The following is a 26,181-nucleotide window of genomic DNA, read 5'->3' as shown; positions in this document are numbered from 1 at the left end:
TCAATTCGCTGCGAACTTCGGCCACCCGGTGGCTTTGTCCGCGACGCCTGCCATCTGGCTCTTCGCCGAATCGATGGCGTTGTCGAGCTGCACGTTGGCGCTGGCGATCTGGATCAGAGCAGCAGCGAGGGCTCCGACCATCGCGACGATCCCCGCCGGGGCAGCGATCAGTGTCGCCAATGCGGCGATTCCGGAGATGATTCCTGCGATCAAGGTTCCCAGGGTCGTCCACATCAGCGTCGTGAACGTGTCCAGGCCACCGGCGAGTTTCTCCAGGCCACCGGCGACCGGATTGGCAATCGCCGCTTCGAAGCCGGACATCGCAGCACGCTGGGCGGCAGTCGTCTGCTCGTACCGCTCCGCGCCCTTGCCGCCCCATTCTTCGTCGGTCTTCAGCACAGAGGGGTCGATCTGGTTCTTGGCGTTGGACAGGGGTGTCGCGAGGTCAGCACGCCAGGAGCCGGCGAGCGCACGGATCTGCTCACGGTAGCCGGGTCGCCGGTATGGATCCGCGATGACGTCCCAGAACTCGCCGAGACGTTCCATCAACCAGTTCCACGCATCACGCAGACGATCCGCAGCCCACTGCACCCAATCCCACACGTCAGAGAGCAGGTTGTTGACGTTCGTTCGGGCCTCTTCGATGCGCTGTTCGATCTCCTCCACCAGCTTGGCCCAGTCGGGTGCTCCCGAACCGGCTACAGGAATAGACATTGGTGCCTCCCGAGATTGCGGTTGTCCCGCATGTTCTTTCGATCGTCGTTCACAGTTGGACTTCCCACATGCCGTTGATCGTGCTGACGGTCTCGTCCTCACGGGCGATGAAGAGGTCGCGCACTTCGCGGAGCACCTGAGCGCCATCGGCGGCGGCCGAGGCACCTGCAGAGAGGTATGACGTCACTGCGGAGAGGATCTCACCGTACTGCGCGTACAGCTCGTCGCCTTTCCAGCAGAAAGCGGCATCTGACGAATGCATCGATGTGCTCGCCGTCGATGCCGTCGAGATGCGGGTCGACACGTCGTCCCACACGGTTGCGTCGCTTCCGAGAGCCTCGGAAGCGACTCGGATCTCCTCCGGTGAGAGCATCGTCTCAGCCTCCTCGAGTCAGCATTCGGATCAGTTCGACAGGATCTGCGATTCCCTCTGCGTACTCGCCGAGCGGAGTGCCTTCGAAGGGAAGGGAAGGCGTCGCGGCCGAGAGGATCTGCCGTGCACTCGACATCGCTGCACGGATCGCGTCAGTCACCTCTCCGCCGTCTGCGCTGCGGAGCCAGTCCTCGTCGAACCGGATGCCCACGAGGGTTCCCCGGCTGTCGAGTTCGACCCGTGCACGCGCGTGGCTGTCCGCGCCCTGGTGCACCTGGTTCGCGCGTTCGGTGAGTTGCCCCAGCGTTTCGGTCAGTCGAGAGGAGAAGGTGTCGATGAAACGGTTGACGTTTCGATGGAAGACATCTCCATCTGCGGACGCCACGAGGTCAGCGATCTCGTTCGCTGGTATGGCGGCGGAGGTCATCGGTTGCGGAGGGACGTCCGGCGCGTCGTCGGTGAAACTCGAACCCCATGCTTCGAGTCTGGAGAGGAGAACGGTGTTCGTCGTCTCGAGGATGACGCCTGACAGCGCCTCGGGCCGGATCGATGTGCGCCAGAAGGTCCCGACGGTGACGTCGACGGAGGAGCCTTCGAGACGGACGGAGACTTGGCCGGTCGGGTCATCGGCGCTCACATCATCCGCGCGAGCGAGAGCTTCTTGCATCTGTGCGGCCTTCTGGGCCAGCTGCTCGTGGAGCTCGTAAATCGCTTCGTTGTCGCTCGCCACTCTTGTCCCCCCCCGGGTCACCGTCATCGATGCCTCCCAACGTACAGGATCGCGGTCACATCGCCACAGGGGCGGCTCGATCCAGCCAGTGTGAGGGTCGGGCCCGTCGAGTGGATCGGCTGCGGGTCGGGTAGCCTCAGCGGATGCGTGGAAAGAGACGTCAGGCGAATGACGAGATGAATCGTGTCCACCCCCTCCCGGAGGTCAGGCCTGGCGATCGCGTACCGACGGCTGCGAACTCCGGTGAGCCCCGTGCGATCGTCTGATCCCTCCACGGCGCGGCCGAGGATCCCCGCGGTCATCTCGCTCGTGAGCGGCGTCTTCGCGTCGATCATTGCCATCGCCTCGCTTGCCGGTGCGTCCACCGACGGTGCACTGCTCGGCGTCGGGGTGGTTGCCACCGTCGTCGCCGCGGTCGCCTTCTTGATCGCCCGTGCCGGCTTCCGGCTCGCCACGCCGGTGGCAGGGAGGGAATCCCGGATCGGTGTGCTCATGCTGCTTGTCGCACTCGCCTTGTTCGTGGGGGTGATCGGCAGCATGGTGGCGTTCGTGATCAGCGCCGCGATGGTCAGCCAGTACGGGGCAGGCGCCGCGATCATCCTCCTCGTGTCGTCGGGAGTGGTGATGGTCGCAGGTGCCCGAGTGCTCGGTATCGCTGCCGCGCGGAAGCGAGCGCGGGAAGGCCGCTGAGGGTCAGATCCGCGTGACGTGTCCGAGCTGTCGGAACGTCGAGGGCCGCGCGCCGGGGATGTCAGTCGAACTGGCGGGCGGGATCGTCCGTCTGGGACTGGTCGAGGAGTCCGCCCGAGCGCTCCGCCTCCGCGGGATCCTCCGCAGAGGCATCCTTGCGACGCCGCAGCACGATGAGGATGCCGAGCACGCCGAGCAGACTGGCCCCGCCGATCGCTGCGAACAGCGCGGCTTCGCGGGTGAGAGCGAACGGCGACGCACCGTGGTCGGGGTCGACGGATGCGGCGGGCGGGCGCACCGCGCTCTCTGCCGTGTCGAAGAAGGGGCTCACCGGTCCCCGTGTGGTGGCGTCGGGCAGGAGCTGGATGGCGGCGGAGGGCTGGATGAAGCCCCAGCCGTTCACGTCGTCGCGGTTGTCGGCATCTGCGCGAAGGGCGGTCGCTGTGAGGCGGTAGGCCCACCCTGCGGGAGGGTCTTCCGGGTGCGCTTCGGCGACCAGGGCGGCAGCAGCGCTCACGTATCCGGTCGCGAAGCTCGACGCCGGGGCATCGGAGGCGAAGAGGCAGTCGCCGCCACCCGGCGCCGCGGTGAGGACACTGCTGCCCGGTGCCGTCACGCCGACCTGCGGTCCGTGGATCGAGGCGTCCGTGGCGAGGCCGTTCGCATCGGCGGCGCTGACCCCGAGTACCTGTTCGTAGGCCGCGGGGTAGCGGGGTCCGTCTTCGGCCTCGGCATCGGATGCCCTGTTGCCGCCGCTCGCGACGACCAGTGCGCCGACCGCGGCGGCGTGCTCCACAGCGGCGCGGAGGTCGTCGGAGTTCGCGGCCTGCGACATCGAGACGTTGATGATGTCGGCACCGTTGTCGGCAGCCCAGTTGATGCCGTCGGCGATGCGCTGAGAGGTGGGACCGAAGCCCTTGTCGACGTCCTGTGGCGAATCGCTGCGGAAGACCCGCACCGACAGCAGACGGGCATCGGGGGCGAGTCCGACCACGCCGGAGCCGGCGACCGGTTGCGCGGCGATCTGGCCCGCGATGGCCGTCCCGTGCCCGGTGATGTCACTCATCCCGTCACCGCGTTCGCCGTCGCCGACGAGGTCGACGCCGCCGATCACGACTCCGGCGAGATGCGGGTTGCCCGCGTCGATCCCCGAATCGACGACCGCGACGACGACACCCGCACCGGTGGCGAGGCGGTTCGCATCGTCGGCGCCGAGAGCGGCGAGTGCGGCAGGAGCCTGGGGTGTGAACACGATGTTGCCGGGTTCGCAGGCACCGGTCGCTGCCGAGACGATGGATGCGGGTGCGGAGGTCGATGCCAGCGCGGAAGTGGGGGCGCCGAACACTGCTGCGCCCAGTACGAGGGTCGCGAGGGCGGCGCGTCGACGCATCACTTCGTCCCGGAGCCGGGCGATTCTCTCGCGGCCTCGCTGGTCAGGGCCGGTCCCGCGGCGAAGAACTCGATCCACGCGTTCGAGACACGTCCGATGTCGGAGGGGGAGTAGCCGAGCTGGGCGATGGCGTCGCTCGCGGCCTCCTCGGCATCCGGCTCGACGACCGCTCCGGGGATCGCGTACGCGGTGCCCGACTCGTCGACCAGCACAGCCATGCCGACGGCATCGTCTGACGTGCCGCGCACCTGCACGAGGGCGCCGCCTCCGACAGCGACGTCGACGCGCGATCGTTCTTCCGGCAGCTCGGAGGTCGTGGAACCGAGCACGGTGCGAGCGTCGTCGCCGAGGACGGCGCAGGGGGTCTGGCCCGCCGCGAGGGTCTTCAGGGGCTGCGTCGGCCAGTCGTCGCCACCCGCGTTCGGAACGGTCGGCACGTTGGCGACCTCGGCCGGCGAGACCTCTTCTTCGGCGCCGGCTTCTTCTCCGCTGCCGAGCAGGTACAGCTGGTAGGCGAGCGGGCTGAGCCGGGCGAGCTCGCCTGTTGCCAGGGCGACGTAGCGCTCGTCGGCCGGGCTGCCCTGCACGTGCACGATCGTGCCCGCTGTCAGGTCGGTGCCGGGAACGGAGGCACCGACGGCATTGAGACGGATCGGCTCGAGGTCTGCACCGGCGTCGAAGAGGTTCAGCCAGCGGCCGTCGACCTCGTACACGTCGCTGGTACCGAGACCGACGGCACGCAGCACGGCGTTCGCGTCGTCGGCGGGCACGGCGTGGCGGAGGCCGTCGGCGACCACGAACAGCTCGTCTCCGCGCTGCACCACGGTTCCGCTGCCGTTCGCGACCTGGGCGATCGGGTCGTTCGACAGCGATACGGCCGTGCCGTCTGAGTCATCGACGCATGCGGTCCACGACGCGTTGATGAGGGCGCTCGGCGCGGGCAGATCGTCGGGGGCGCCGAGGATGCCGATCGAGGCGCCGACGGGGATGCCGTCGAGCGCGGACTGGTCGGTGCGCACGACCTTGAACTCGCCGGCCGGGATGAGCAGGCGGGCGCTGGCGGTGTTGATCACGGGGTAGAGCGTGCCCTCGACGGAGACGTAGCGTGCCCCGGTGTCGGTCGCGATGATGAGACGGTTGTTCTGCCAGTCGCCGGGAAGGCCGGGCTGCATGATGCCCCAGAACACCCCGACCAGGATGACGCCGACGGTCAGGGCGACGCCGGCGACCACGGCACGAAGCGGCTTCGCCGGGTCGAGTTCCTTGCCTCCCGGTGCTCCGCCGGTGAAGGCGGAGAGGAGTCGTCGTCTGCTGAAGCCCTGGGCCTCGATGAGATCCTTCTTGGTCGCCATCGGTCAGACGAGCCCCGCCGTGATGACGCCGAGGGGCAGGAGCAGTGCGAGGGCGACGATCTCGACCGTGTCGCCGATGCGCGTGAGCCGCAGACGCGCCTTGGGCGTGAGCAGGGTGAGTCCGACGAGGATCACGGTCGCCACCACCAGGATGAGCAGCATCCAGGTGCGCACGTCCGGCAGGGCGAGGGCGACGGTCACTCCGGTCGTGGCCAGCCCGATCGCCCCGATGGCCATCAGCACCAGCACTCCGAGGCGTGCGTGGATCTGGCGGGACTGGAACATCATCCCGATGAAGGCCAGCACGCACAGCACGGCGCCGAAGACTCCGCTGGCCGCGACGAGCGGTGTCGCGATCAGCGCGGCGAGTCCCAGTGCGGCGCGCAGCGCGATCAGGGTGCGGGTGCCGGTAGCGGCACGGCGCTTGACCTCGTCGGCGTCGATCGGCACGGGCGCGGCGAACATCTCGGCGTCGCTCTGCGGGGAGATCACGCGGATGCGGGTGGAGCTGAGTGCGAGCCAGGGGATGCCGTTCGCGAGGAGGGCCGTGGTGGCGAGCATGATGGCGTACGGCGCGAGCGGGTCGCCGAAGACGGCGGCGGCCGTGGCCGTGATACCGATCGACGCGCCGAGCGCGATGGGGACGAGGTGGATCTCCGGCTTGTCCTGTGTGACGGCGAGGCCGACGCCTCCGACGATGACGAGGCCCAGCCCCATCGCGGCGAGAGGCCAACCCCAGATACTCTGCGTCGGCACCGCGAGGTAGCCGGCGAGTCCGCCGTACGCGGCAGCGGCGAGTCCGAGTGCGTGTCCGGCTTCGGGCTGGCGCAGGCGCATGAGCACTGCGGCAGCGACGCTGAGCACCACGGCACCGGCGCCGGCGATGATCGCGGGGATCAGCGAGGTCGGGGGTGTGGCCACGAGCAGCAGCGCGCAGAGGGAGAGGAACGTGAGGCTGATGAAGAGTGCGGTGCGCGAACTGTCGGCGGGCGTCCACGAACTGTGCTGCTCTGCTGTGGCGTCGATGACGGCTTCGACGACGTCGTCGTAGATGCGCGGCTCGTGCATCAACCCGCCGCGCACCAGGGTCAGCAGCTCGCCGTCGTGCACCCCCTGGGCGGCTGCGCCGCGTGCGGGGTCGAGCGGGGTGCCGTCGGCGCGCTGCAGCGCGTAGCCGCCATGGGTGAGCGTCGGGTCGAGGACCCCGAGACTGCGGGCGAATCCCGGGATGATCTCGACGAGCGGAACCTGCGACGGTACGCCGACGTCGAGCCGTCGGTCGTCGCTGACGACGGAAAGCCGCAGCACGGTGCCTGCCGCTGCGCTGCTCTGAGTCATGGAACGATGCCCCCTCCATGGTGTGCGGTCTGACCGGAGGAGATCCGGTGGCTGCGCATTCCGCCTTTCACCCTAGTTGAGGCGCACGACAGCATGTAGTCGCTGAGCGGATGGATTTCTCTATCGAAGGCACAAATCTTCCCGCGAGGCTTCTTCGCTTATGGTGATCCGATCCGATCTGTTCTACCCTGGCTCCTGAAACAGATTCGTGGGGGGTTGTTTCGATGTCGTCCCAGCCCAGGGATGCGCTCCCCCGCACGTGTGTCCTTTGAGGACCGGAGGGAGTGAGTAATGGCTGATGTCATCTCCGCAGAAGAAGGGGCTCTGCGTCGCGGAGCCCAGGCGGTGCGGGAGACCAAGACCGGGATCGACCAGCAGACCAAGAAGGTCCGCAGTGAGATCGAGCAGCTGCGTGGATTCTGGACGGGTGCGGCTGCCGCATCGTTCACCACGCTGATGTCGCGTTGGGACGAGCAGGCTCGTCAGCTCAACGAGGTTCTCGTGACGCTCGAAGATGCCCTCGCCGGCACCGAGCGTGACCAGGCCGCGACCGAAGAAGCGCACCAGCAGACCATCTCGGGCCTCGGCTCGATGATGGGTTCCTGAGCGTAGACCACAGAGATTTCAAGGAGAACATGATGCAGTCAATGTCAGTTCGCCCGGAGCAGGTCAACGCTCTGGCAGCGCAGATCCGCAGCGGGTCGCAGGGTATTCGTTCCGAGCTCGACCGTCTCGAGTCCGAGGTCGGCAAGCTGCGGGCTTCCTGGGATGGTGCCGCACAGCAGGCATACGACCAGGCGCAGGCCAAGTGGAACCGTTCGCTGAGTGAGATGCAGCAGCTGCTCACGCAGATCGCGGGCAAGACCGAGGAGATCTCGGGCCAGTACGTGCAGACCGACAAGTCGGCTGCCGGGCGGTTCGGAGCCTGACCCCGTGGCGCGGGTCCGTCGCAGAGATGCGCCGGCCCCGCGCCGTCTGCTGTGCTTTTCGGTGAGACACCGGACGGCACAGCAGGCGTGACGGGATCGCCGGAGGAAAGAAGAGGGGGCGTCGATGACCATCGGAATCGACTTCGATCAGATCATGGCCGAGCTCAAGCGGCTGGCCCGTGAAGCGGCGGCTTTTCCTGCCGCGAACGAAGTCGCCGTGTCCGAGGGCGGTACGTCGAAGGCGACGGATGAGTTGCGGAACGCGGTGGCCTACGCGGCCGGACGTCTGAGCGTGGCCACGCAGAATGCTGTGGACTCCTTGAACGACACGCAGGAGACGATCCGTCAGGCCGTCATGATGATCGCGGAGCAGGACGCAGCCATCGCCGATGACTCGAAGCTGATCCTGTCGCTCCTCGACTCTGCCGTCGCGCAGAGCGACTCGGACACGAGCGCGGAGGCCGACTACTGATGCGACGCGGTGTGCTAGCCAGCGCATCCGGCGCAGTCGCATCGATCGTCGCGCTGGCGCTTCTCCTCCCTGCGTCCGCTCACGCAACGACGCTGGAGTCGGGTCTGTGGTGGTTCGATCGCGGAAAGGTGCAGGCAGCGCACGATGCGGGCTTCGACGGCACGGGCGTCACCGTCGCGGTCATCGACGGCCAGATCAATCCCGACGTGGTCGGTCTCCGCGGCGCGGATCTCGAGGTGAAGGACTCCTACTGTCGGGACGCCGAGGGAGAGCCGGTGCCGGCGACGTCGACCGATTATGTAGCGGCGTCGCACGCGACGCACGTCGTCTCGATGATCGCAGGGACCGGAGATGCCCCGGCAGGCGGCCTTCCCGTCACAGGGGCCGCGCCTGGTGCAAAGGTCCTCTACTACCCGGCCATCGTCACTGATGGGGTGTTCGATACCGCCATGGGGGAGAATGTCGACGAGCAGTGCCTGCTCGAAGACGGCAGCACGGTCATGGCTGATGGCACCACCGGGGTGTCGCGTGCGATCGAGGATGCGGTAGAGGATGGCGCCGACATCATCTCCATCTCCCTCGAGGGCTTCGATCTGACCGACGCCCTCGCCAAGGCGGAGGCCGCCGGTGTGATCGTGGTGGCGGCTCTTCCGAACAACTCCGGGGTGGCCTCGCAGCCTGCGTCGGGCAACGGCGTCGTCGCAGTGCAGTCGTTCGGTGCCGACGGGAAGATCCAGAGTTCCACGACCATCGAGGGTGTGGGCGATCCTTCGCCGAATCAGAGCGACGACGTGATCGTCGCTGCGCCCGGGATGGGTCTGCTCGGGCAGGGCAGCGAGAACTCCTGGGACGAGCAGGTCCTCCTCACCGGCACGTCGTATGCGACACCGATCGCGGCGGGCTTCCTTGCCGTGGTGAAACAGAAGTACCCGGATGCCACCTCGGGTCAGCTGCTGCAGAGCCTCATCCGCAATACGGGCACCAAGGGCGAGCACGAGCCGGAGTGGAACGACAGCGTCGGCTATGGAGCGGTCTCGCTGACGGGGATGCTCGCTGTCGATCCGACGGCGTACCCGGATGTCAACCCGATCTTCGATGCAGACGATCCGGACGCCCTGCCGTCGGCGGCTGACGTCCGCGCTGCTGCAGCGGCGGCGACGCCGGTGCCGACCGCCGACAGCGACGATCCTGGCGAGACCTCGTCCACGCAGGACGCGTCGGTGCCGCTGCTCGTCGGGGGCGGCATCCTCGTCGCTGTCCTTCTTGTGGGCGGCATCATTCTCGCGGTCGTGCTCACACGATCTTCGCGACGACGGAACAACGAGCAAGGGGGAGCCCATGGCCGGTAAGCAGGATGGTGGCGGTTACGAGGCGGAACTCAATCGCATCCGAGCTGTTGAGGACTGGCGCATCCCGAAGGCTCCTGCGCTTCAGAACGCGCTACGGTCGTTGGACAGTGCGCTTGCCGCTGTGCTCGCATCGTCTGCCTGGGAGGGGAGCGCTGCTGAGAGCGCCAAGACGTCGCTGAACACCCTCCGCGCACGGTTCCGCAACGTGGAAGCGCACGTCTCACACATCACGCGGGTCATCGACACGGCGAACTCGATCCGCCGGGAGACCGCAGCGGCAGAGCTCCCGAGCGCGCAGGTCGATTCCTTCTGGGCGAACGCTGCGCGCGTCGGCTCGGTGGTCGTCCACCCCGTGTTGGGGCCGCTGGCCGCCGACACCGCACTCGATGCCATCGGGAACTTCCTCGGCAACAAGCGGGAAGAGGAGGCCCGCAAGATCGTCGAGCGGGTCGAGGCGTCGCTCCAGGAGCCCGCCAAGGAACTCCGCGAGTCCTCCGCGCGGGTGGCGTCGCTCAACATGGACGTCACCGTGCCCGGCGGCACGGATGACCAGCCCGGCGGATCCGATCCCGGCGTGACGGCTCCACGGATCTCGTATCCGAGCGGCATCGGAGGCCCGTCCGGCTCCGCACCCGGTGTCGGAGGTGTCACTCCTCCCGGCGGCGGTGTCGGCGAGTATCATCCCCCGGTCCCGACGAACCCTGCGGTGCCCTCGGTCCCCGCCGGGCCGGGCGGCGGAGGATGGGTTCCGGAGGGTCCCGGCGATCGCCCGGGCGATGTGGGTATCGACGACCCCTCGATCGACTCTCCCGGCGGTGGTCTCCTTCCGGGCGGGCCCGGTGGCGGTCTTCCCGGCGGTTCCGGTGGTCCCGGCGGCTCGGGCTCCGGCTCGCTTCCCGGCGGCGCCCTCCCGGGCGGTGTCTTCCCCGGCGGCAGCGGGGGCCTCGGCGGCATCGTGGGCGGTGGCGCCGGTGCGGCGGCGATCGCGGCGAGCTCGAAGATCGCCGGCTTCGGCAGCATGGGCGGACTCGGCGGTGCCGGCTTGGGGTCGGGCGCCGGCGCTGGGCTCAAGGCCGGTGGCGGTCTGCTCGGTAACTCCACCGTCGGTGGTGTCGGTGGAGCAGGAGGCCCTGGCGGTATGGCCGGTGCCGGCGGCGTCGGCGGGGCGGGTGCCTCGGGCACCGGGTCCTCCGGCGCGGCAGGTGCCGGTGGCCGACCCGGCATGGGCATGATGGGCGGCGCCGGTGGCGCCGACGAGGAGGAGAAGGCGAAGCGTTCGGGCCTCGGTGGTCCCATCGCGCCGAAGCTGGAGGACGACGAGGAAGCTGGTCCCCGCGCCAAGGGCGCTCGCGCCGGATCCCGCGACGAGCCTGCCAACTGACAGAGAGATCAGCAGGGTCTGTTCGGGGGGGACGGCGAAGGACGGAGGGGCGTCATGAGTGACACGGATTTCTGGCTGAATGCGGCCGGGCTGCGTGAACAGGCGGGAGCGTTCACGCAGTACGCGGACCAGGCAGCCAGCGCGAGGGCGTGGTTGGAAGACCGAACGATCACGGACGACGGGAGTTTCGACGCCTACACGCGTGTCGCCGGTGCCGCGATCGAGATCCGGTCATCGTTGATCGACTGGTTCGATCACCTCGAGCAGGTGCTGGACGGTGTAGCCACCGAGCTCATCGCTGTGGCCGACGAGGGCGAGGGCATCGACACCGAGCAGGCCGCGCTCATCGACGCGACCGATCCTGATGTCTACAACGACAACATCCAGTCGCCGTCGGGGCGGCCGGAGATCGCCCCCAGCTACGACCGTACCGACGACTCACTGCCCGTATGGGGGCCGCCGACAGGGGGAGCCGCCTTCTTCTGTGACCTCGGCACCCATGACGAGCTGAACCAACTCAGCACCAATCTCGTCCCGGGGGATCTTCTCAGCCCGAGCGAATGGATCGACACGGTGCTGGGGTGGTTGGGTGCGCGGACACTGCCGCAACGCGTGCTGGAGACCTACGGCGGCCGCTGGGGCGATATCCGGCAGTTCGTCGACACGATCAACGGTCTGGCGTCACTCGTGGACGACATGCGGGGGCACCTGTCCAGCGCCGCGGCGTACGCCGGCATCCAATGGCAGGGTTACGCGTCCAACAGTGCACAGGCCTATCTCGCTGACCTGCTGAACGCGCTCTCCGATGCGCAGCACGCCCTCGCTGACGCGGGTACGGTCTTCTCCGACTACTGCACCGGCGTGATCCAATCCGCTGAGCAGATCGCCGGCGCGATCTACGGGCTCTACGACGCGATTCTCGTCGCGGCTGCCGGCGCGGCCTTCGGCACCGGCACCGTCTGGAGCGGCGGCGGCGGACTCATCGGCTACGGCACCGCCGGTGTCTCGCTGCTGTGGGCTTTCAAGAAGCTCGCGGACGTCAATGACATCCTGCAGGACATCTCGGACCTGTACTCGATTCTCGAAGCGCTCGGCAATCTGTCCGGCGATCTCTCGAACTTCGCCGCGACGATGCCCGTGCCGACGATGGAGCAGACCTCATGAGGGTTGACGGTGCAGCAGACGACGCCGCGGAGCCACTCGACCCGATCGCGGCGTTTGCAGGGCGTGTGGGAGGGGAGCGGGCACCGTTCGCGCTCCCGACGGTCGCTGCCAGCGCACCGGTGCTTCTGCAACTGACGAAGCAGATGCGCGAAGTGCGTGCCGCCAGCGATGACCCGCACCTCCGCGCTGCTCTGGAGGACATACTGGACGGACGCGCTCCGCTTTCGACGCTGCTCTGCGCCGGAGTGCTTCCCGCTCCTCCCGCGGTGATGCCGGAGGGGTTGCGGGCGTTGTTGGAGATGAACGAGGAGAAGCAGTGACGATCGGGCTGAAGACCTCGATGGCCAGGGGCGCGCTCGTGGGCGTCGTCGGGGGGATCGACGAGATCGCTCGTCTCCTCCAGGCGCTCCAGGAAGAGACCGCCGTGCTCGAATCGCGGTGGGACGGTGAGGCACGCGAAGCGATGTCCGTCGCAGTGCGCGACTGGACCGCATCGGTGGAACGGCTGCGACTCATCGGACGTGAGGCGAGCCGCGTCGCGGGTCAGGCGGTCGAACGGGTGGACGAGTTCGATCGCCGCCGAGCTGGCGCATGGCACCGGTGATGCGGCGGGCGACGGCGCTCACCTTGGCTCTGGTGTCTGTGGCGCTGACGCTCACTGCGTGCGCTTCCAGCGCTGCGACGGAACTCATCGTCACGTATGAGGCGGGCGGCGAGGAGCGCACTCTGACTCTCAGCCCTGATCAGGTCACCTGTGACGCGGGGAGTGCGCACGGACTCGCGATCTCGAACGATCCGCAGGGACGCTTCTCGATCCGGCTCGACAGTGACCGCCGGGGATCGGTCGGCGCCGGAAGCGATGAGGGACTGGTGCTCTTCGAAGGCACGGATCTCGACCTGAGCGCGTCGGGCACCGTGCTCAGCATCGGGGAGTCCGACGGCGAAGTTTCCCTCGTCGAGGGATGGGCGCCTGGTGACGATGTGAACGTCACAGCTGATGACGCCGAACGATACCCCGCGAGATTGTCGGGAACGGTCGCCTGCGAGGGACCGGTCGTTCTGCCGACTCCCGACCAGGGAGCCTCTGGAACGCCGCCCGCGGAGGGCGTGAGCGTGCGATTCACGGCTGGCGGCGTCGTCCATACCTCGGTCTTCGTGCCGACCGCTGTATCGTGCGCGGACGGCGTCACCGCGACTGGCGTCGAACCGTACCCTGGCACCCTTTCCTTCGACGACTCGGGGCGGGTGCGAATGACCGTGTCCGACGACGCAGGGACGACCGAGTTCCGCGCGGATGGCGCAGATGTCGTGGCTGAAAGCAACGGCTCATACTGGCTGAAGGGAATCCGCGGTGATGTGCAGTTCTGGGAGGGCCGGACCGGGGGAACGCTTTCGCCCGATGCGGCGCAGCCAGGAACCGGTACGCTCAGCGCGCTGATCGAGTGTGGATAGCGTGGGGAACACCCCGCGGCGAGAGTCGCGCACAGTGGATAGGGTGCAGGTGTGTCAGTCGAGATCGTAGAGCGGCGTCGGATCGTGCTCCAGAGCGAGGATCGCCGCATCGACCTCTCCCTCCCTCTCGACGAGACGCTCGAAGACGCGCTGATCCTGAGCGGGCTCTCGACGGCTGATCGCTTCGTCACCATCGGCCCCGGCGGCTTCGAGATCCCCGGCGACACCGAGTGCGAAGACCTCGTCGACGGCGGACTCTACGCGCTGATCGATCGCACGGCGCTGGCCCCGCAGGCTCGCCCTGCAGAAACCGCGACCGGCCCCACACGCGCCGACCACGGCGCACGATGGTGGATGCTGGCGGTCTCCGGACTGCTGCTCGTCGCCGTCTTCGCGCAGGGCGCGGGCGATCCGCTGCTCCGACTCCTGATCGCCCTTCTCGTGGCGGTCGGCGCGGTCAGCGGTGCCGTCGCGTGGGCACGTCGCGACTCTGCGGCGGGGGTGCGTGGCATCCTCGGCGTGCTCGCCCCGGTGCTCCTCTCGTTCGCAGCCGGCGCGCTCCTGATCCCGGCCGCTCTCGAAGCGAGTGCGCATCTGTCGACCGCCGCCGGTTTCCTCGCGGCGGGCACGACCACTGCGATCATCGCCGTCACGGCCAGGGCTCGGCCGATGCGCGCCGCGGCCGGAACAGCGACCGTGCTGCTCGTCGCCCTCGCCGCCGTATGGGGACTCGCCCTGCTGCTGCGCTGGGGGCAGGCGGAAGCGGCCGCGATCTCGCTCGGGCTCATCCCCCTGGGCCTGCGAGCCCTTCCGAGCAGCCTCGTCAACCTTCCCGAGGGCTACTTCATCGACTACAAGCACTTCATGACCAGCCGGTGGACCGTGCGCGGAGCCATCCCCGAGTCGGTCGGACTGCTGCGTCCGGAGCGCATCACGGCGGTGGTCGACGATTCGTCCGCGCGACTCATCGCCGGGACCGCTGTGCTGAGCGTCGTCAGCGCGCTGATGGCGCCGATCGCTTTCCTGCGTCCGTGGCCGGACGACACTCTCGTGATCATCGGCGGCATCGCTCTCCTCTGCTGCCTGGGACTCGCTCTGCTGCTCACGCCACGGCACACCACATCCCGCATCCTGCGCTGGTTCCCGCGTGCGGCTGCCGCGGTCGTCTTCCTGGTCGCCGGCATCCACGCCGCCACTGCCCTCGGTGCGGGCTTCCAGGTGCTCGGAGCCGCCGTGCTGTTCGCTGTGGGGCTCGTGGCCGTGGCCATCGTCATCCCCGTCTCGCGCGGCGCGCGTTCGCTCATCTGGTCGAGGTTCGGCGACGCGTTCGAGTGGCTCGCGGTCGCCCTGGCGCTGCCCTCCGCCCTGCTCTACGCGAATGCCCTGTCGCTCCTTCGTGGAATGATGGCCGGATGAGCGGGAACGGCGCACCACAGCCCTGGCCGGGCAGTGGCCCGATCCCTCCGATGCAACCCGGAGCGGGCCAGCCGGGAGAGATCCCGGCTCTGCCCCCTGCTCTGATCGCGGCGCCTCCCGGCGTCGACGGGGCACCGCTGCGACAGGCGCCGACTCCGCCGGCGCCGAACAGGATGGAATCCCGGCGCACGGCCGTGCGACAGCCGGCAGACGGCCTCGGGCCGGCATTCGCCGGTTCTCCCGCGGGAACCGGGCTGCGCATCGCCGCCTTCACGCTCGATGCCGCAGCGGTCGTCCTCGCCGCGGCCATCGTCCTCGTGTTCTCGCAGAGCCTTCTGCTCGCCGGGCTCGCCGTCTTCGAACTCGCGCTCTTCCTCTGGGTGCTCGAGGCGCGAACCGGGATCACCCTCGGCAACGCCGTGCTGCGTCTTCGCAGCGCCCGCGCCGATCGGCCGTACTCGCCGGGTGTCGGTCGCCAGTTCGTGCGCGGCATCATCACCGGCGCAGGCTTCCTGGTCGCGGTGGGGAGCTGGGTCATCGTCGCCTCCGGTGCGTGGGACCGCAGCGGGCGGCGGCAATCGTGGGCCGATCGTGTCGCCGGCACGGTCGTCGTCTCGGTCCCCGCTCGTGCCGCCGTCGCGCCGTCGTCGCAGGCACCGGTCGTCGATGCCGTCGAGCCGCTGGCTCCGCCCCAGGTCGTGCCGCTGGGCGCGCATTCCGCGGTGGTCGACGAAGACTCCGAGCCCACCGATGCCCGTGCTGCATCGCATCGAACCGCCACACCGGAACCGACGGCACCGGGCACGGAGAAGCCGCTGTTCACCGTCGCACCGACGCCCGCGCCGCAGGCCGGCCCGGAATCCGCAGCCCCCGCATCCGAGACCGGCGCGCTTCTTCTGATCTTCGACACCGGCCAGCGCGTGCAGCTCGCCCTGCCGCTCGCCGCGAACCTCGGACGCGCGCCGGTCGCGAGTGCGCACGACGACCGGCTCATCATCGTCACCGACCCCGACGCGTCGGTCTCGAAGACGCATCTGCGCATCGAGCACTCGCGCGGTCGCACCTGGGTCACCGACTTCGGCTCGACCAACGGCTCCGACATCCGCGCCGATGACGGTCAGACGACCGAACTCGTCGCGGGGGAGCGCGTGCTCCTCGACGACGCCGACCGCGTGCGCATCGGAAACCGCAGCTTCACCATCAGCCTCCTGCTGGGCACCGACAGCAGCGCCGGAGAGAGAGCATGACAGGACCCCGTCTCGCCCCGCCCCGTGTCCCCTCCGGGAAGCTCCCCGTCCAGGCGCCGCCGGAGCTGCAGCCCAACGACGGCGGTATGGGAATCCTCGGCTCGCTGCTGCCCATGCTCGGCAGCGTCGGCGCGATCGTCATGGTCACGATGTCGAACCAGTCGGTCACCGGTCTGCTCACCGGCGGCATGTTCCTGCTCTCGTCGCTGGGGTTCGTCGCGGTCAACGGCTGGCGTCAGCGTTCGCAGCGTCAGGCGGCGACGCTCAGCGCCCGTCGCGAGTACCTGGCATACCTGACCGAACTGCGACAGACCGTGCGCGTCGCTGCGCGGCAGCAGCGACGTGCCGCGAACTGGCACCTCCCCGCGCCCGAGACCCTCCCGTACATCGCCGAGGAGCGCACCCGCGTGTGGGAGCGCGGCGTCAACGACCCCGACTTCCTCTCGGTGCGCGTCGGCACGAACGACCAGCAGCTGTGCATCTCGCTCGAAGCGCCCGAGCTCCCGCCCCTCGCCCAGCTCGACCCGGTTGCCGCATCTGCCGCGCACCGGTTCATGCTGACGCACGAGATCCAGAAGAACCTCGCGCTCGGCGTGACGTTGCGCGATTACGCCCGCGTCGAGATCACCGGCGATGAAGACGAGACCCGCGCGCTCGCGCGCGCGATGCTGCTGCATGTGGCCACGATGCACGACCCTGATACGGTCCAGATCGTCATCGCCGCCGACGCCGCCGTCCTTCCCCAGTGGGAGTGGGCCAAGTGGCTGCCGCACACGCACTCGCGCACGGTGAGGGACGGACTCGGCGCCGCCCGCATGATCGGCTCGCAGCTGTCGGAGCTCGAGGACATGCTGCCGACAGAGGTGCGGGAGCGGGCGCGGTTCGCGCGTGACGGCTCGGGCGCCAAGGTGCCGCACATCGTGATCGTCACCGACGGCGCGACCACTTCTTTCAACGACATGCTCGTCAGCGGCGACGGTGTTCAGGGCGTCACCGTGATCGACCTTCCCGCGCGCTGGGGCGACCTCGACGACCCGAACGCGCTCCGCATCGCCTTCGAAGCGGGTGGCAAGGGTGCGCGCGCCGAGCTCGTGAGCCTGCAGGTGCCCGCTCGTCCCTTCGAGGCCGACGCGATCAGCATCGTCGAGGCTGAAGCCACAGCACGGCGACTCATCGCGCTGTACTCGGGCGGCACGACGATCACCAAGAAGAAGAGCGCGACCGATCAGGCCGAACTCGTCGAGCTGCTCGGCCTCCCCGACGTGCGAGACCTCGACCTCGACGCGGCCTGGGCACCGCGACTCGAACGCGACCGTCTGCGGGTGCCCATCGGGCAGACGGAAGACGGCAGCCCGCTCATCCTCGACATCAAGGAATCGGCCCAGCAGGGCATGGGGCCGCACGGTCTCATCATCGGTGCGACCGGATCGGGCAAGTCGGAGGTGCTCCGCACGCTCGTGCTCGCGCTTGCGATGACCCACTCTCCCGAGCAGCTCAACTTCGTGCTCGTCGACTTCAAGGGTGGTGCGACGTTCGCCGGCATGGCCGACATGCCCCACGTCTCAGCGATCATCACGAACCTCGGGGAGGAGATCTCCCTCGTCGACCGCATGCAGGACGCACTGCAGGGTGAGATGGTCCGCCGCCAGGAGCTGCTGCGCGCGACCGGCCCCTTCGCCAACGTCGCCGACTACGAGAAGGCACGCCGCGGCGGACGCACCGACCTGGCTCCTCTTCCCGCCCTGCTCATCGTCGCGGACGAGTTCTCCGAGCTGCTGTCGGCCAAGCCCGAGTTCGTGGACACGTTCGTCAACATCGGTCGCCTCGGTCGTTCGCTTCAGGTGCATCTGCTGCTGTCGTCGCAGCGCCTGGAAGAGGGCAAGCTGCGCGGACTCGACACCCACCTGTCCTACCGCATCGGTCTGCGTACGTTCTCCGCAGCAGAGTCGCGCACCGTCCTCGGCGTTCCCGACGCCTACCACCTGCCCACCCAGCCGGGCGCCGGCATCCTGAAGTCCGACACCGAGACGATGACGCAGTTCCGTGCCGCCTACGTGTCCGGCCCGCCGCCCCGTCGCCGCCGTCGTGCCGCGTCGGGGTCCGGCCAGAGCTCCGGATCGACCGCGGTCGAGCTCTTCACCGCCGCACCGGTCTGGCGCGCCGAGGCACCGGTCGACGAGCCGGAGGCCGTCGTCGACGCAGAGCCCGAGGAGAAGCGGAACACCTTCGAGATCGCCGTCGAGGCGATGAGCGGACGCGGACCTGCCGCGCACCAGGTGTGGCTGCCGCCGCTCGAGACCCCGGCCACGCTCGATCAGCTCTTCGGTGATCTGGTCGAAGACCCCTCGCTCGGGCTCGTCTCCCCGCGCTGGCGCGGTGCCGGAGCGCTCACGGTTCCGCTCGGGATCGTCGACGTGCCCCTGGAGCAGCGTCGCGAGAACCTCGCCGTCTCGCTCGGCGGCGCCGCCGGACACATGGCGATCGTCGGGGCACCTCTCAGCGGCAAGAGCACCCTCGCGCGCACCACCATGGTGGCGCTGGCACTCACACACACCCCGCAGGAGGTGCAGTTCTTCGTCATCGACTTCGGTGGCGGCAGCTTCACGGGCCTCCAGAAATTCACGCATGTCAGCGGCGTCGCGACACGGTCGGAGCCCGACGTGGTCCGGCGTACGGTCGCCGAGGTCACGAGCCTCCTCAACGCCCGCGAGGTGTACTTCCGGCAGCACGGCATCGACTCGATCGACGCGTATCGTCAGCGCCGCGCGCAGGGGCTGGCCGACGACGGCTACGGCGACATCTTCCTCATGGTCGACGGCTGGGGCACGCTCCGGGCCGAGTTCGAGATGCTCGAGCCGCAGATCCAGGCGATCGCCGCGCGCGGTCTGACCTATGGCGTGCACGTGGTGATCACCGCGGCACGGTGGATGGAGATCCGCGCCAACATCAAGGACCTCATCGGCACGCGCATCGAGCTGCGGCTCGGCGATCCGACCGACTCCGAGGTCAACCGCAAGGCGGCAGAGAACGTCACGGCGATCCCGGGCCGAGGCCTGAACGACCGAGGACTGCAGATGCTCACCGCGCTGCCGCGGGTGGACGGCGTCGATGATGCCTCCTCGCTCGCCGACGGCATCGACGACCTGGTCGCCCGCGTCGCCGGGGCATGGCACGGACCCGCAGGCCCCAAGCTGCGCCTGCTGCCCTCGCGCATCAGTCACGCCGACCTGTGCGCCGTCGCCGCCGCGGGCTCGTCCGATGGCTCCGAGCCACGCGAGATCCTGCTCGGCATCGACGAGGCGAACCTCGCCCCGTTCTCGATCGATCCGCTCGCCGAGCCGCTGCTGTACCTGTACGGCGACGCGGACTCCGGCAAGTCGTCCATGCTCCGCGGTGTCGTGCACGAGATCACGCGCCTGTACGGGCCGACCGAGGCCAAGATCTTCGTGGTCGACTACCGCCGTGCGCTGCTGGGCGAGATCCCGCAGGAGTACCTCGGTGCCTACCTCACCTCTCACGAGATGACAGAGGGCGGGATGAGCGAGCTGGCGCAGTTCTTCCAGAGCCGTATCCCCGGTGCCGATGTCACACCCGACCAGCTCCGCAGCCGGTCGTGGTGGAAGGGGGCGGAAGGCTTCGTCCTCATCGACGACTACGACCTCGTGGCGACCTCGCAGGGCAACCCCGTCGCCGTGCTCGCGCCGCTGCTCGCCCAGGCCGCCGACCTCGGGCTCCACGTGATCCTCACGCGTCGCACGGGTGGGGCGAGCCGTGCCGCGTACGACCCGATCATCCAGCGCATGACTGACCTCGGCACCACCGGCATCCTGCTCTCGGGCAGCCCCGAGGAGGGCCAGCTCATCGGCAAGGTCAAGGCCGTCCCCGCGATCCCCGGCCGTGCGCAGATCGTCAGCCGCGATCGAGGGCTGGTCTCCGCGCAGCTGCTGTGGGTGCCGCCGAGTTACGAGTGACCACCGAGGAGAGACCGAGATGACCTTCGAACCCATGCCGGCCGCAGCGCCGATGGTCCCGCCCGTGCTGTACCTGCCCCTGAGCGTCACGTCGACGCCCGAGGAGCAGCTCGTCGAGATCCGGGAGCTGAAGGACGGGCGGCGTGCATTGCTCGCCTACACAGCCCTGGACCGGCTGCTGCAGCTCGCGGGAGAGCGACAGCCCTGGGCACTGGTGCGCACCGAAGACCTCGGTCAGATCAAGGAGACGCAGCCCTACGATGTCGTGATCTTCGACCTCGACGTGCCCGCGTCCTATCGCCGCAACGGAGCCATCGCATGAGCCGCATCGCGATGGACCCGGAGGTCATGGCCGTCCACGCGGAGATGCACGAGGAGGCGGTCGAGCTCATCGAGACGAAGCTCTCCGGAATCCCGACGGCCGTCGACGGTGGCCTCGCCTCCGACACGGTCGCCGCCATCATGCAGCGGGTGGGGGAGGGCGTCGATGCCCTCTACCGGATCAACGGCACCCTGGGAGAGATCGTCCGCGCCATCGCCGACGACGCGGAGACGAACGAGCAGGACGTGATCGACCAGCTCGACCCCGTCGCGACCATCGTCGAGGACCTCTGATGACGATCGACACGACCACGTACGGAGATGCAGACCAGGTGCAGGCGGCCGCGGACTGGCTCGACCCCGACCTGAAGGATGCCGCGGACGCCTCGTCGAACGTCACGACGTTCATCCCGACCGGCGTGCGCGGACACTGGTTCGGGGAGTCGGCGGATGACTACGTCACGATCCTCTCGCGCACCACCGACGCCGCGAAGGAGATGGCGGGGCTGGCACGAGACTCCGCCGAGAAGCTCCGGTCGTACGCCGGGCAGCTGCGGCGCATGAGGGAGGACTTCGCGAAGCATCGCGACAATGCGAGGGCGGCGGGGCTCCCGGTCAACGGCATGATCATCGGCCGACCGGTGTCCCTGATCCCGGTGTGCCCCACCTCGCGGGACGACCCCTACTGGGACGAATGGCAGGAGCACCTCGACCGCATCGAGCTGTACAACGAGATCGCCGCCGACGTCGGCTCCTGGTGGGGCGAGCTCGAGGTCTGGATCAGCGAGAACCTCGACGGCTTCCTCGGGACCATGCCGAGCCAGTCCACGGCCGACAAGATCCTGTCCGGTCTGCGGGAGGCGAGCGGCGAGGTCCCGAAGATCTACCTCGAGGGCCAGGGCCTGGCGTGGGCGGAGACGGCGGCCGAGCTCACCTCCCACGCGGAGGATCTGCGTCTCGGAGCATCGGACTTCGTTCGCGAGCTGCGCTCCGGCAACCCTGCCGTCAAGGCCGCTGCCGAGGCCGCCAATCCCACCGGCATGCGGTGGGCGGCGGACGAGGCCGAGGATCTGGCCCGCGGACTCTCTCGCGCGAGTCGGGCGGTGCCGTTCATCGGCTGGGGGGTCGACGCCTGGAACCTGGGCTCGGCGATGTCGTCGGGCGACGACCCGTCGTCCACCGCGGTGGAGATCATCGGCGGTGCGGCGGGTGGCGCGGCTGCGGCTGCCGGGGTCGCCGCGCTCGCGGCGGCCGGTGTCGTCACGCTCCCCGTGTGGGGCACGGCGGTCGTCGTCGGCGGGGCCGCGGTGGCGGTCGGTGCCGGTGCAGTGTGGGCGTACGAGAACTGGGTCCCGCAGGACGTCCGGGAGTCGATCGACGCCGGCATGGCGGATGCGTGGGACGCCACGACGGACTTCGCAGAGGACGCCTGGGAGAACACGACCGACTTCGTAGGCGACGCCGGGCACAACATCGGCAAGGCGTGGAAGGGACTGTTCGGGTGACAGGTCAGCAGCAGTCGACGTCTCCGGAGACGATCTGGGTACCCGGTCATCCGGGGTGGCAGGGGCAGCAGCGCGCGACCACGGCACTCACGGTGTTCGGCGTCGTGTTCGCCATCGTGGTCCTGCTGTTCAGCCTGATCCTGTTCGCGGATCCCGCTCCGGCGATGAAGGCTCTGGGGGTCGGTGTGCTCGCGGCCGTCGCCGTGGGCGTCTGGCTGATGGTGGCCCACGCCCGTGTCTCCCGCGTCCGAGTCGTCCGGCCGGTCGTCGACGGTCCGGCGATCGCGTTCGGCGGGGCCGCGGGGATCGTCTGGCCGCTGCGCGCCCTCGCGCCCGTGGGGGCACTGCTCCTCGCGGCGTGGGCATGGAGCATCTTCACGGTGCCCGCAGACCGACTGCCGCTGCTCACCCTGCTCCTCCTCCCGGTGGTCGCGCTGATCATGATGATCGCCGGCATCCGGTCGTGGTTCCGGGCTCCCTCCGCCCATCGCCTGACGCTGCGCCCCGACGGGCTGCAGCTCCGGATCCCGCGCAACAACGTGGCCGTGGCATGGGAGGAGGTCGTCGGCGCCGGTTTGGAAGGCAACCGCGTGGTGCTGCGGACGGCGACCGCGCAGCCGTCCTCGTGGGCGGCGGCCGACCTCGCCAGCGACCCGGTCCTCCTGGCCGAGCTCGTCACGTTCTACTCGAACCGTCCCGACGCCCGTGCGGAGATCGGTGCGGGCACACTCGCCCGTCTGCGGTCTGGGGAATTCTAGGAACGCCGTTCCCCGCATACCAGAGGCCGACGGTGTGAACCTCACGGGTAGATCGTGAACTCCGCCGCTCCACGCTAACTCGGAAGGGGTCGGCGAAGGAGGGAACCGGACGCTGTACGGCGGGGATTCAGCGGGCGGCTGCAGCGTCGGCGAGGTGCCGCGCATCGTGATTGAGCACCTTCACGATGATGCCGTGTTTGCGCAGTTCGGTGACCGTGCGTGCTCCCTCGTCCGAGTCGCGGCCGAGAGCCTTGATGTTCACGACGACCAGCACGTCGCCGTGCTTCAGGGTCGAGATGAGGCGGGCGAGCCGGTCGTTCCAGCTCTCCAGGATGTCGGGGGCCGGGTGGCGGAAGCCTTCGATCGGCACGCCGAAACGGGTGAGGTCGTCGCGCTGCTCGACGACGGACGGCATACCGTCCCTCGCGACGACCAGCCCGACCAGGCGTGAGCCGTCCGGTCGCGCGGTCCAGAAGTTGCGGTTCTGCTGCAGCTCGGTGAAGCACTTCGGGCAGGCCGCGGCGTCGTGCGGCAGGTGTAGCGGGCTCGTGAGAGCCTCATCCACCGCAGCCGTCTTCGTGGGATCAATCGTCTCGCTCATCGCGCACCTCCGGCATCCATTCTGCCCTGTCGCCCGGCGCTGCGGAGACCGGATTCACAAGAGGCCGAGCCCCCGCACGGACTCGCGCTCCTCGACCAGCTCGGCGACGGAAGCATCGACCCTGCTGCGAGCCCAGTCGCTGAGCTCCAGTCCCTCGACGATCTGCCACTCGCCGTCGACCGAACGCACCGGGAACGACGAGATGAGACCTTCCGGGACGCCGTACTCGCCGTGCGAGACCACGCCGGCGGAGGTCCAGTCGTCCGCACCCTGCACCCAGTCGCGCACATGGTCGATCGTCGCGCTCGCCGCTGAGGCCACAGACGACGAGCCGCGCACGTCGATGATCTCGGCACCGCGCTTGGCGACCCGTGGGATGAAGGTGCTCTCGAGCCAGGCGGGGACGTCGCCGACGATCTGTTCGAGTGCTTCCGAGACCGGTCGCCCGCCGACGGTCGCATGCGAGATGTCGGGGAACTGGGTCGCCGAGTGATTGCCCCAGATGGGTACGCGGCGCACGGTGTGGACCGGGGCCCCGAGCGTCAGCGCGAGCTGTGCCCGTGCGCGGTTCTCGTCGAGCCGCGTCAAGGCGGTGAAGCGCTCGGCGGGCACTCCATCGGCCGAGGCCGCAGCGATCAGGGCATTCGTGTTGGCGGGATTGCCGACGACCGTGACGCGAACACCCGGTGCCGCGTGTGCCGCGATCGCCGCCCCCTGAGGTCCGAAGATGCCGCCGTTGGCCGCGAGCAGATCCGCGCGCTCCATGCCGGGCCCGCGCGGACGTGCGCCGACGAGCAGGGCGAGGTCGGCGCCATCGAAGCCCACTGCGGCGTCATCCGTCACCTCGACGTGCTCGAGAAGCCCGAACGCACCGTCCTGCAACTCCAGTGCTGCGCCCTCCGCAGCACCGAGTCCCTGCGGGATCTCCAGCAGTCGCAGCCGCACCTTCTCTGCCGGCCCCAGCAGGTCTCCTGCCGCGATGCGGAAGAGGAGTGCGTAGCCGATCTGTCCGCCCGCGCCGGTGATGGTGATCGTGGTCGTCATGCCCCGAGCCTACGTCCGTTCGACATGCTTCTGCTCGGAGTAATCTCGACGCATGACCTTCAATCCCGATGCCGACATCTCGGGCAACACCACCCGTCGTCGCGGACGCACGGCAGCCATCGCCGGCGGCTCCGGCGTGGGAGTGCTCGCGCTCATCGCGCTCATCGCCGGGCCTCTGCTCGGCATCGACCTCAGCGGGTTGGTCGGCGGCGGCGCTCCGAGCGGCGGCAGCGAGCCGGCCGGCGGATCGGCCATCGAGAACTGCGACACGGGGGCCGATGCCAATGCGAACGTCGACTGCCGCATGGCAGGGGCGCAGGTCGCCCTCGATGCATTCTGGAGCGACAACATCGAGGGCTACCGCGCGCCGGAGATGATCGTCGTCGACGGGGCGACCTCGACGCAGTGCGGCACCGCCTCCAACGCCGTCGGGCCGTTCTACTGCCCGCCCGAGGAGAAGGTGTACGTCGACCCCACGTTCTTCCAGCTCATGCAGCAGCAGTTCGGAGCCTCGGCCGGTGACCTCGCCCAGCTCTACATCGTGGGCCACGAGTGGGGGCACCACATCCAGAACATCACGGGCGATATGGACCTCTACCCGAACAACGGGACCGGTCCCGGCAGCAACGGAGTGCGCATCGAGCTGCAGGCCGACTGCTACGCCGGCGGGTGGCTCGGGCGGATGACGGAGCAGACCGACGCCGACGGCAACCCCTACCTGGAGAAGCCGACGGAGCAGCAGATCGAGGACGCGCTGAATGCGGCAGAGGCCGTGGGCGACGATCACATCCAGGAGCAGTCCGGCTTCTCGAATCCGGAGACCTGGACGCACGGCTCCAGCGATCAGCGAAAGCGGTGGTTCGCGGAGGGGTACCAGAACGGTCTGGGTGTCTGTGCGCAGGTGCTGACCCTGCCCGCCGATCAACTGGATCCCTGAGACCGGACGGGTGCGAGAGAGTCCGCTACCGTTGACGATGTAGTCAGCACGACCGGCCGGGGGACCGATGATGAAGAAGACGGATGCACTGTATCCACCGATCGAACCGTACGAGACCGGGGAGCTGCTCGTCGGCGACGGCCACCGTGTCTACTGGGAGGTCAGCGGCAACCCCGACGGCAAGCCCGTGGTCTTCCTCCACGGCGGCCCCGGCAGCGGGACGTCCCCGTGGCAGCGACGGTTCTTCGACCCGAAGCGCTACCGCATCGTGCTGCTCGACCAGCGAGGTTGCGGACGCAGCACCCCGCATGCGAGTGCTCACGACGCCGACCTCCGGTACATCACGACGGCCCACCTGATCGCCGACATCGAGCTGCTGCGCAAGAACCTCGGCATCGAGAAGTGGCAGGTGTTCGGCGGGTCGTGGGGCAGTGCTCTGGCCCTCGCCTATGCGCAGGCGCACCCTGAGGCCGTGACCGAGCTGGTGCTCCGGGGCATCTTCACGCTGCGTCGCGTCGAGCTCGAGTGGTTCTACGAGGGCGGAGCGGCGGCGCTGTTCCCCGACCTCTGGGAAGACTTCATCGCTCCGATCCCGGTGCTGGAGCGCTCGCACATGATCGAGGCGTATCACCGCCGTCTGTTCGATCCCGACCCCGCTGTGCACGTGCCGGCGGCGATCGCCTGGTCGACGTGGGAGGCGGCGACCGTCACCCTGACTCCGGACGAGGCGCAGATCGAGGCGATGGCCGACCCGGAGAAGGCCACGGCGTTCGCCCGCATCGAGAACCACTTCTTCGTCCACCGGGGCTGGTGGGAAGAGGGTCAGCTGATCGCCGGCGTCGACGCCATCCGGCACATCCCGACGGTGATCGTGCAGGGACGTCATGACGTGGCCACGCCGATGATGACCGCGTGGGATCTGCACCGCGCCTGGCCGGAAGCCGAGTTCATCGTGGTCGACGACGCCGGCCACGCCGCCACGGAACCCGGCACGCAGAGAGCGCTCCGGGCGGCGACGGACCGATTCGCCCGCGCCGCGCGCTGACC

General features: G+C 69.0%; 27 protein-coding genes. 19 read left to right on the top strand and 8 right to left on the bottom strand.

Annotation, left to right across the window (positions count from 1 at the left end):
- Genes RN51_RS12290 through RN51_RS12280 form a run of 3 tightly spaced genes read right to left on the bottom strand, consistent with a single transcriptional unit; the run spans position 1 to position 1,844 of the window.
- Entirely contained in the window at positions 1-714 is a 714-nt protein-coding gene (locus RN51_RS12290) for a hypothetical protein (protein ID WP_156149173.1), read from the bottom strand.
- Positions 715-763: 49 nt separating this feature from the next.
- Positions 764-1,087, bottom strand: coding sequence for a hypothetical protein (locus RN51_RS12285; RefSeq protein ID WP_045264303.1), 324 nt, complete (start codon positions 1,085-1,087; stop codon positions 764-766).
- Between the two features lie 4 nt (positions 1,088-1,091).
- Positions 1,092-1,844 (bottom strand): hypothetical protein, encoded by a 753-nt coding sequence (locus tag RN51_RS12280; RefSeq protein WP_156149172.1) that lies wholly within the window; start codon positions 1,842-1,844, stop codon positions 1,092-1,094.
- A 156-nt stretch (positions 1,845-2,000) separates the two neighbouring features.
- Between RN51_RS12280 and RN51_RS12270 the strand changes: the two genes are divergently transcribed.
- A complete protein-coding gene (locus RN51_RS12270) occupies positions 2,001-2,507 on the top strand; it encodes a hypothetical protein (RefSeq protein WP_156149171.1) in 507 nt (168 codons plus the stop codon).
- A 61-nt stretch (positions 2,508-2,568) separates the two neighbouring features.
- On the opposite strand, the gene RN51_RS12265 is transcribed toward RN51_RS12270, so the two are convergent.
- From RN51_RS12265 to eccD, 3 genes are read right to left on the bottom strand one after another with little or no spacing between them, the layout of a single operon-like run.
- Complete coding sequence (locus tag RN51_RS12265; protein WP_052674706.1) at positions 2,569-3,897, bottom strand: S8 family serine peptidase; 1,329 nt, start codon at positions 3,895-3,897, stop codon at positions 2,569-2,571.
- The gene (eccB, locus tag RN51_RS12260) at positions 3,897-5,249 is read right to left on the bottom strand and encodes a type VII secretion protein EccB (RefSeq protein WP_045264299.1); all 1,353 of its coding nucleotides are present in this window, start codon (positions 5,247-5,249) and stop codon (positions 3,897-3,899) included. The genes RN51_RS12265 and eccB overlap by 1 nt, the downstream gene beginning before the upstream one ends.
- A gap of 3 nt (positions 5,250-5,252) precedes the next feature.
- Positions 5,253-6,587 (bottom strand): type VII secretion integral membrane protein EccD, encoded by a 1,335-nt coding sequence (gene eccD, locus RN51_RS12255; protein WP_045264298.1) that lies wholly within the window; start codon positions 6,585-6,587, stop codon positions 5,253-5,255.
- A 291-nt stretch (positions 6,588-6,878) separates the two neighbouring features.
- Here eccD and RN51_RS12250 point away from each other — a divergent pair, with 291 nt between their 5' ends.
- From RN51_RS12250 to RN51_RS12170, 16 genes are all read left to right on the top strand, one after another.
- The gene (locus RN51_RS12250; protein WP_017831420.1) at positions 6,879-7,193 is read left to right on the top strand and encodes a WXG100 family type VII secretion target; all 315 of its coding nucleotides are present in this window, start codon (positions 6,879-6,881) and stop codon (positions 7,191-7,193) included.
- 41 nt (positions 7,194-7,234) lie between these two features.
- Positions 7,235-7,516 carry a WXG100 family type VII secretion target gene (locus tag RN51_RS12245; protein ID WP_017831421.1) on the top strand — a complete coding sequence of 94 codons (282 nt, stop codon included), beginning with the start codon at positions 7,235-7,237 and terminating at the stop codon, positions 7,514-7,516.
- Positions 7,517-7,640: 124 nt separating this feature from the next.
- Positions 7,641-7,988, top strand: coding sequence for a hypothetical protein (locus tag RN51_RS12240; protein WP_045264297.1), 348 nt, complete (start codon positions 7,641-7,643; stop codon positions 7,986-7,988).
- Positions 7,988-9,337: a S8 family peptidase gene (locus RN51_RS12230; RefSeq protein ID WP_052674705.1), complete on the top strand. Its 1,350-nt coding sequence runs from the start codon at positions 7,988-7,990 to the stop codon at positions 9,335-9,337. Before RN51_RS12240 ends, RN51_RS12230 begins: the two co-directional genes overlap by 1 nt.
- Complete coding sequence (locus RN51_RS18810; RefSeq protein WP_052674704.1) at positions 9,327-10,718, top strand: hypothetical protein; 1,392 nt, start codon at positions 9,327-9,329, stop codon at positions 10,716-10,718. Before RN51_RS12230 ends, RN51_RS18810 begins: the two co-directional genes overlap by 11 nt.
- Before the next feature lie 54 nt (positions 10,719-10,772).
- A complete protein-coding gene (locus RN51_RS12220) occupies positions 10,773-11,882 on the top strand; it encodes a hypothetical protein (RefSeq protein ID WP_045264294.1) in 1,110 nt (369 codons plus the stop codon).
- The gene (locus tag RN51_RS12215) at positions 11,879-12,202 is read left to right on the top strand and encodes a hypothetical protein (protein ID WP_045264293.1); all 324 of its coding nucleotides are present in this window, start codon (positions 11,879-11,881) and stop codon (positions 12,200-12,202) included. The genes RN51_RS12220 and RN51_RS12215 overlap by 4 nt, the downstream gene beginning before the upstream one ends.
- The gene (locus RN51_RS12210; protein ID WP_045264292.1) at positions 12,199-12,486 is read left to right on the top strand and encodes a WXG100 family type VII secretion target; all 288 of its coding nucleotides are present in this window, start codon (positions 12,199-12,201) and stop codon (positions 12,484-12,486) included. Before RN51_RS12215 ends, RN51_RS12210 begins: the two co-directional genes overlap by 4 nt.
- On the top strand, positions 12,474-13,334 hold the full coding sequence (locus RN51_RS12205) for a hypothetical protein (protein WP_045264291.1): 861 nt from the start codon (positions 12,474-12,476) through the stop codon (positions 13,332-13,334). Before RN51_RS12210 ends, RN51_RS12205 begins: the two co-directional genes overlap by 13 nt.
- A 51-nt stretch (positions 13,335-13,385) precedes the next feature.
- Positions 13,386-14,750: a hypothetical protein gene (locus RN51_RS12200; protein ID WP_045264290.1), complete on the top strand. Its 1,365-nt coding sequence runs from the start codon at positions 13,386-13,388 to the stop codon at positions 14,748-14,750.
- The gene (locus tag RN51_RS18580; RefSeq protein ID WP_082066575.1) at positions 14,747-15,997 is read left to right on the top strand and encodes an FHA domain-containing protein; all 1,251 of its coding nucleotides are present in this window, start codon (positions 14,747-14,749) and stop codon (positions 15,995-15,997) included. The genes RN51_RS12200 and RN51_RS18580 overlap by 4 nt, the downstream gene beginning before the upstream one ends.
- Positions 15,994-19,968, top strand: a complete 3,975-nt coding sequence (locus tag RN51_RS12190) for a type VII secretion protein EccC (protein WP_045264288.1) — start codon at positions 15,994-15,996, stop codon at positions 19,966-19,968. Before RN51_RS18580 ends, RN51_RS12190 begins: the two co-directional genes overlap by 4 nt.
- Before the next feature lie 19 nt (positions 19,969-19,987).
- Positions 19,988-20,290: an SAV_915 family protein gene (locus RN51_RS12185; protein WP_017831437.1), complete on the top strand. Its 303-nt coding sequence runs from the start codon at positions 19,988-19,990 to the stop codon at positions 20,288-20,290.
- Positions 20,287-20,583, top strand: coding sequence for a hypothetical protein (locus RN51_RS12180; RefSeq protein WP_045264287.1), 297 nt, complete (start codon positions 20,287-20,289; stop codon positions 20,581-20,583). The genes RN51_RS12185 and RN51_RS12180 overlap by 4 nt, the downstream gene beginning before the upstream one ends.
- Entirely contained in the window at positions 20,583-21,794 is a 1,212-nt protein-coding gene (locus RN51_RS12175; RefSeq protein WP_045264286.1) for a hypothetical protein, read from the top strand. The genes RN51_RS12180 and RN51_RS12175 overlap by 1 nt, the downstream gene beginning before the upstream one ends.
- Complete coding sequence (locus RN51_RS12170; protein ID WP_045264285.1) at positions 21,791-22,552, top strand: hypothetical protein; 762 nt, start codon at positions 21,791-21,793, stop codon at positions 22,550-22,552. Before RN51_RS12175 ends, RN51_RS12170 begins: the two co-directional genes overlap by 4 nt.
- A gap of 127 nt (positions 22,553-22,679) precedes the next feature.
- Here RN51_RS12170 and RN51_RS12165 read toward each other — a convergent pair whose 3' ends face one another.
- Entirely contained in the window at positions 22,680-23,153 is a 474-nt protein-coding gene (locus RN51_RS12165; RefSeq protein WP_017831441.1) for a recombinase family protein, read from the bottom strand.
- 54 nt (positions 23,154-23,207) lie between these two features.
- Entirely contained in the window at positions 23,208-24,197 is a 990-nt protein-coding gene (locus tag RN51_RS12160) for a malate dehydrogenase (protein WP_045264284.1), read from the bottom strand.
- A 52-nt stretch (positions 24,198-24,249) separates the two neighbouring features.
- On the opposite strand from RN51_RS12160, the gene RN51_RS12155 reads away from it, so the two are divergent.
- Positions 24,250-25,134 carry a neutral zinc metallopeptidase gene (locus RN51_RS12155; RefSeq protein ID WP_045264283.1) on the top strand — a complete coding sequence of 295 codons (885 nt, stop codon included), beginning with the start codon at positions 24,250-24,252 and terminating at the stop codon, positions 25,132-25,134.
- A 67-nt stretch (positions 25,135-25,201) separates the two neighbouring features.
- On the top strand, positions 25,202-26,179 hold the full coding sequence (pip, locus tag RN51_RS12150) for a prolyl aminopeptidase (protein WP_045264282.1): 978 nt from the start codon (positions 25,202-25,204) through the stop codon (positions 26,177-26,179).
- Positions 26,180-26,181 lie beyond the last annotated feature (2 nt).

It is taken from the genome of Microbacterium oxydans, from assembly GCF_000956405.1.
Lineage (GTDB): Bacteria > Actinomycetota > Actinomycetes > Actinomycetales > Microbacteriaceae > Microbacterium > Microbacterium oxydans_C.
Note: the sequence above shows the minus strand (reverse complement) of the source record. Positions and strands in the feature narration are given on the sequence as shown.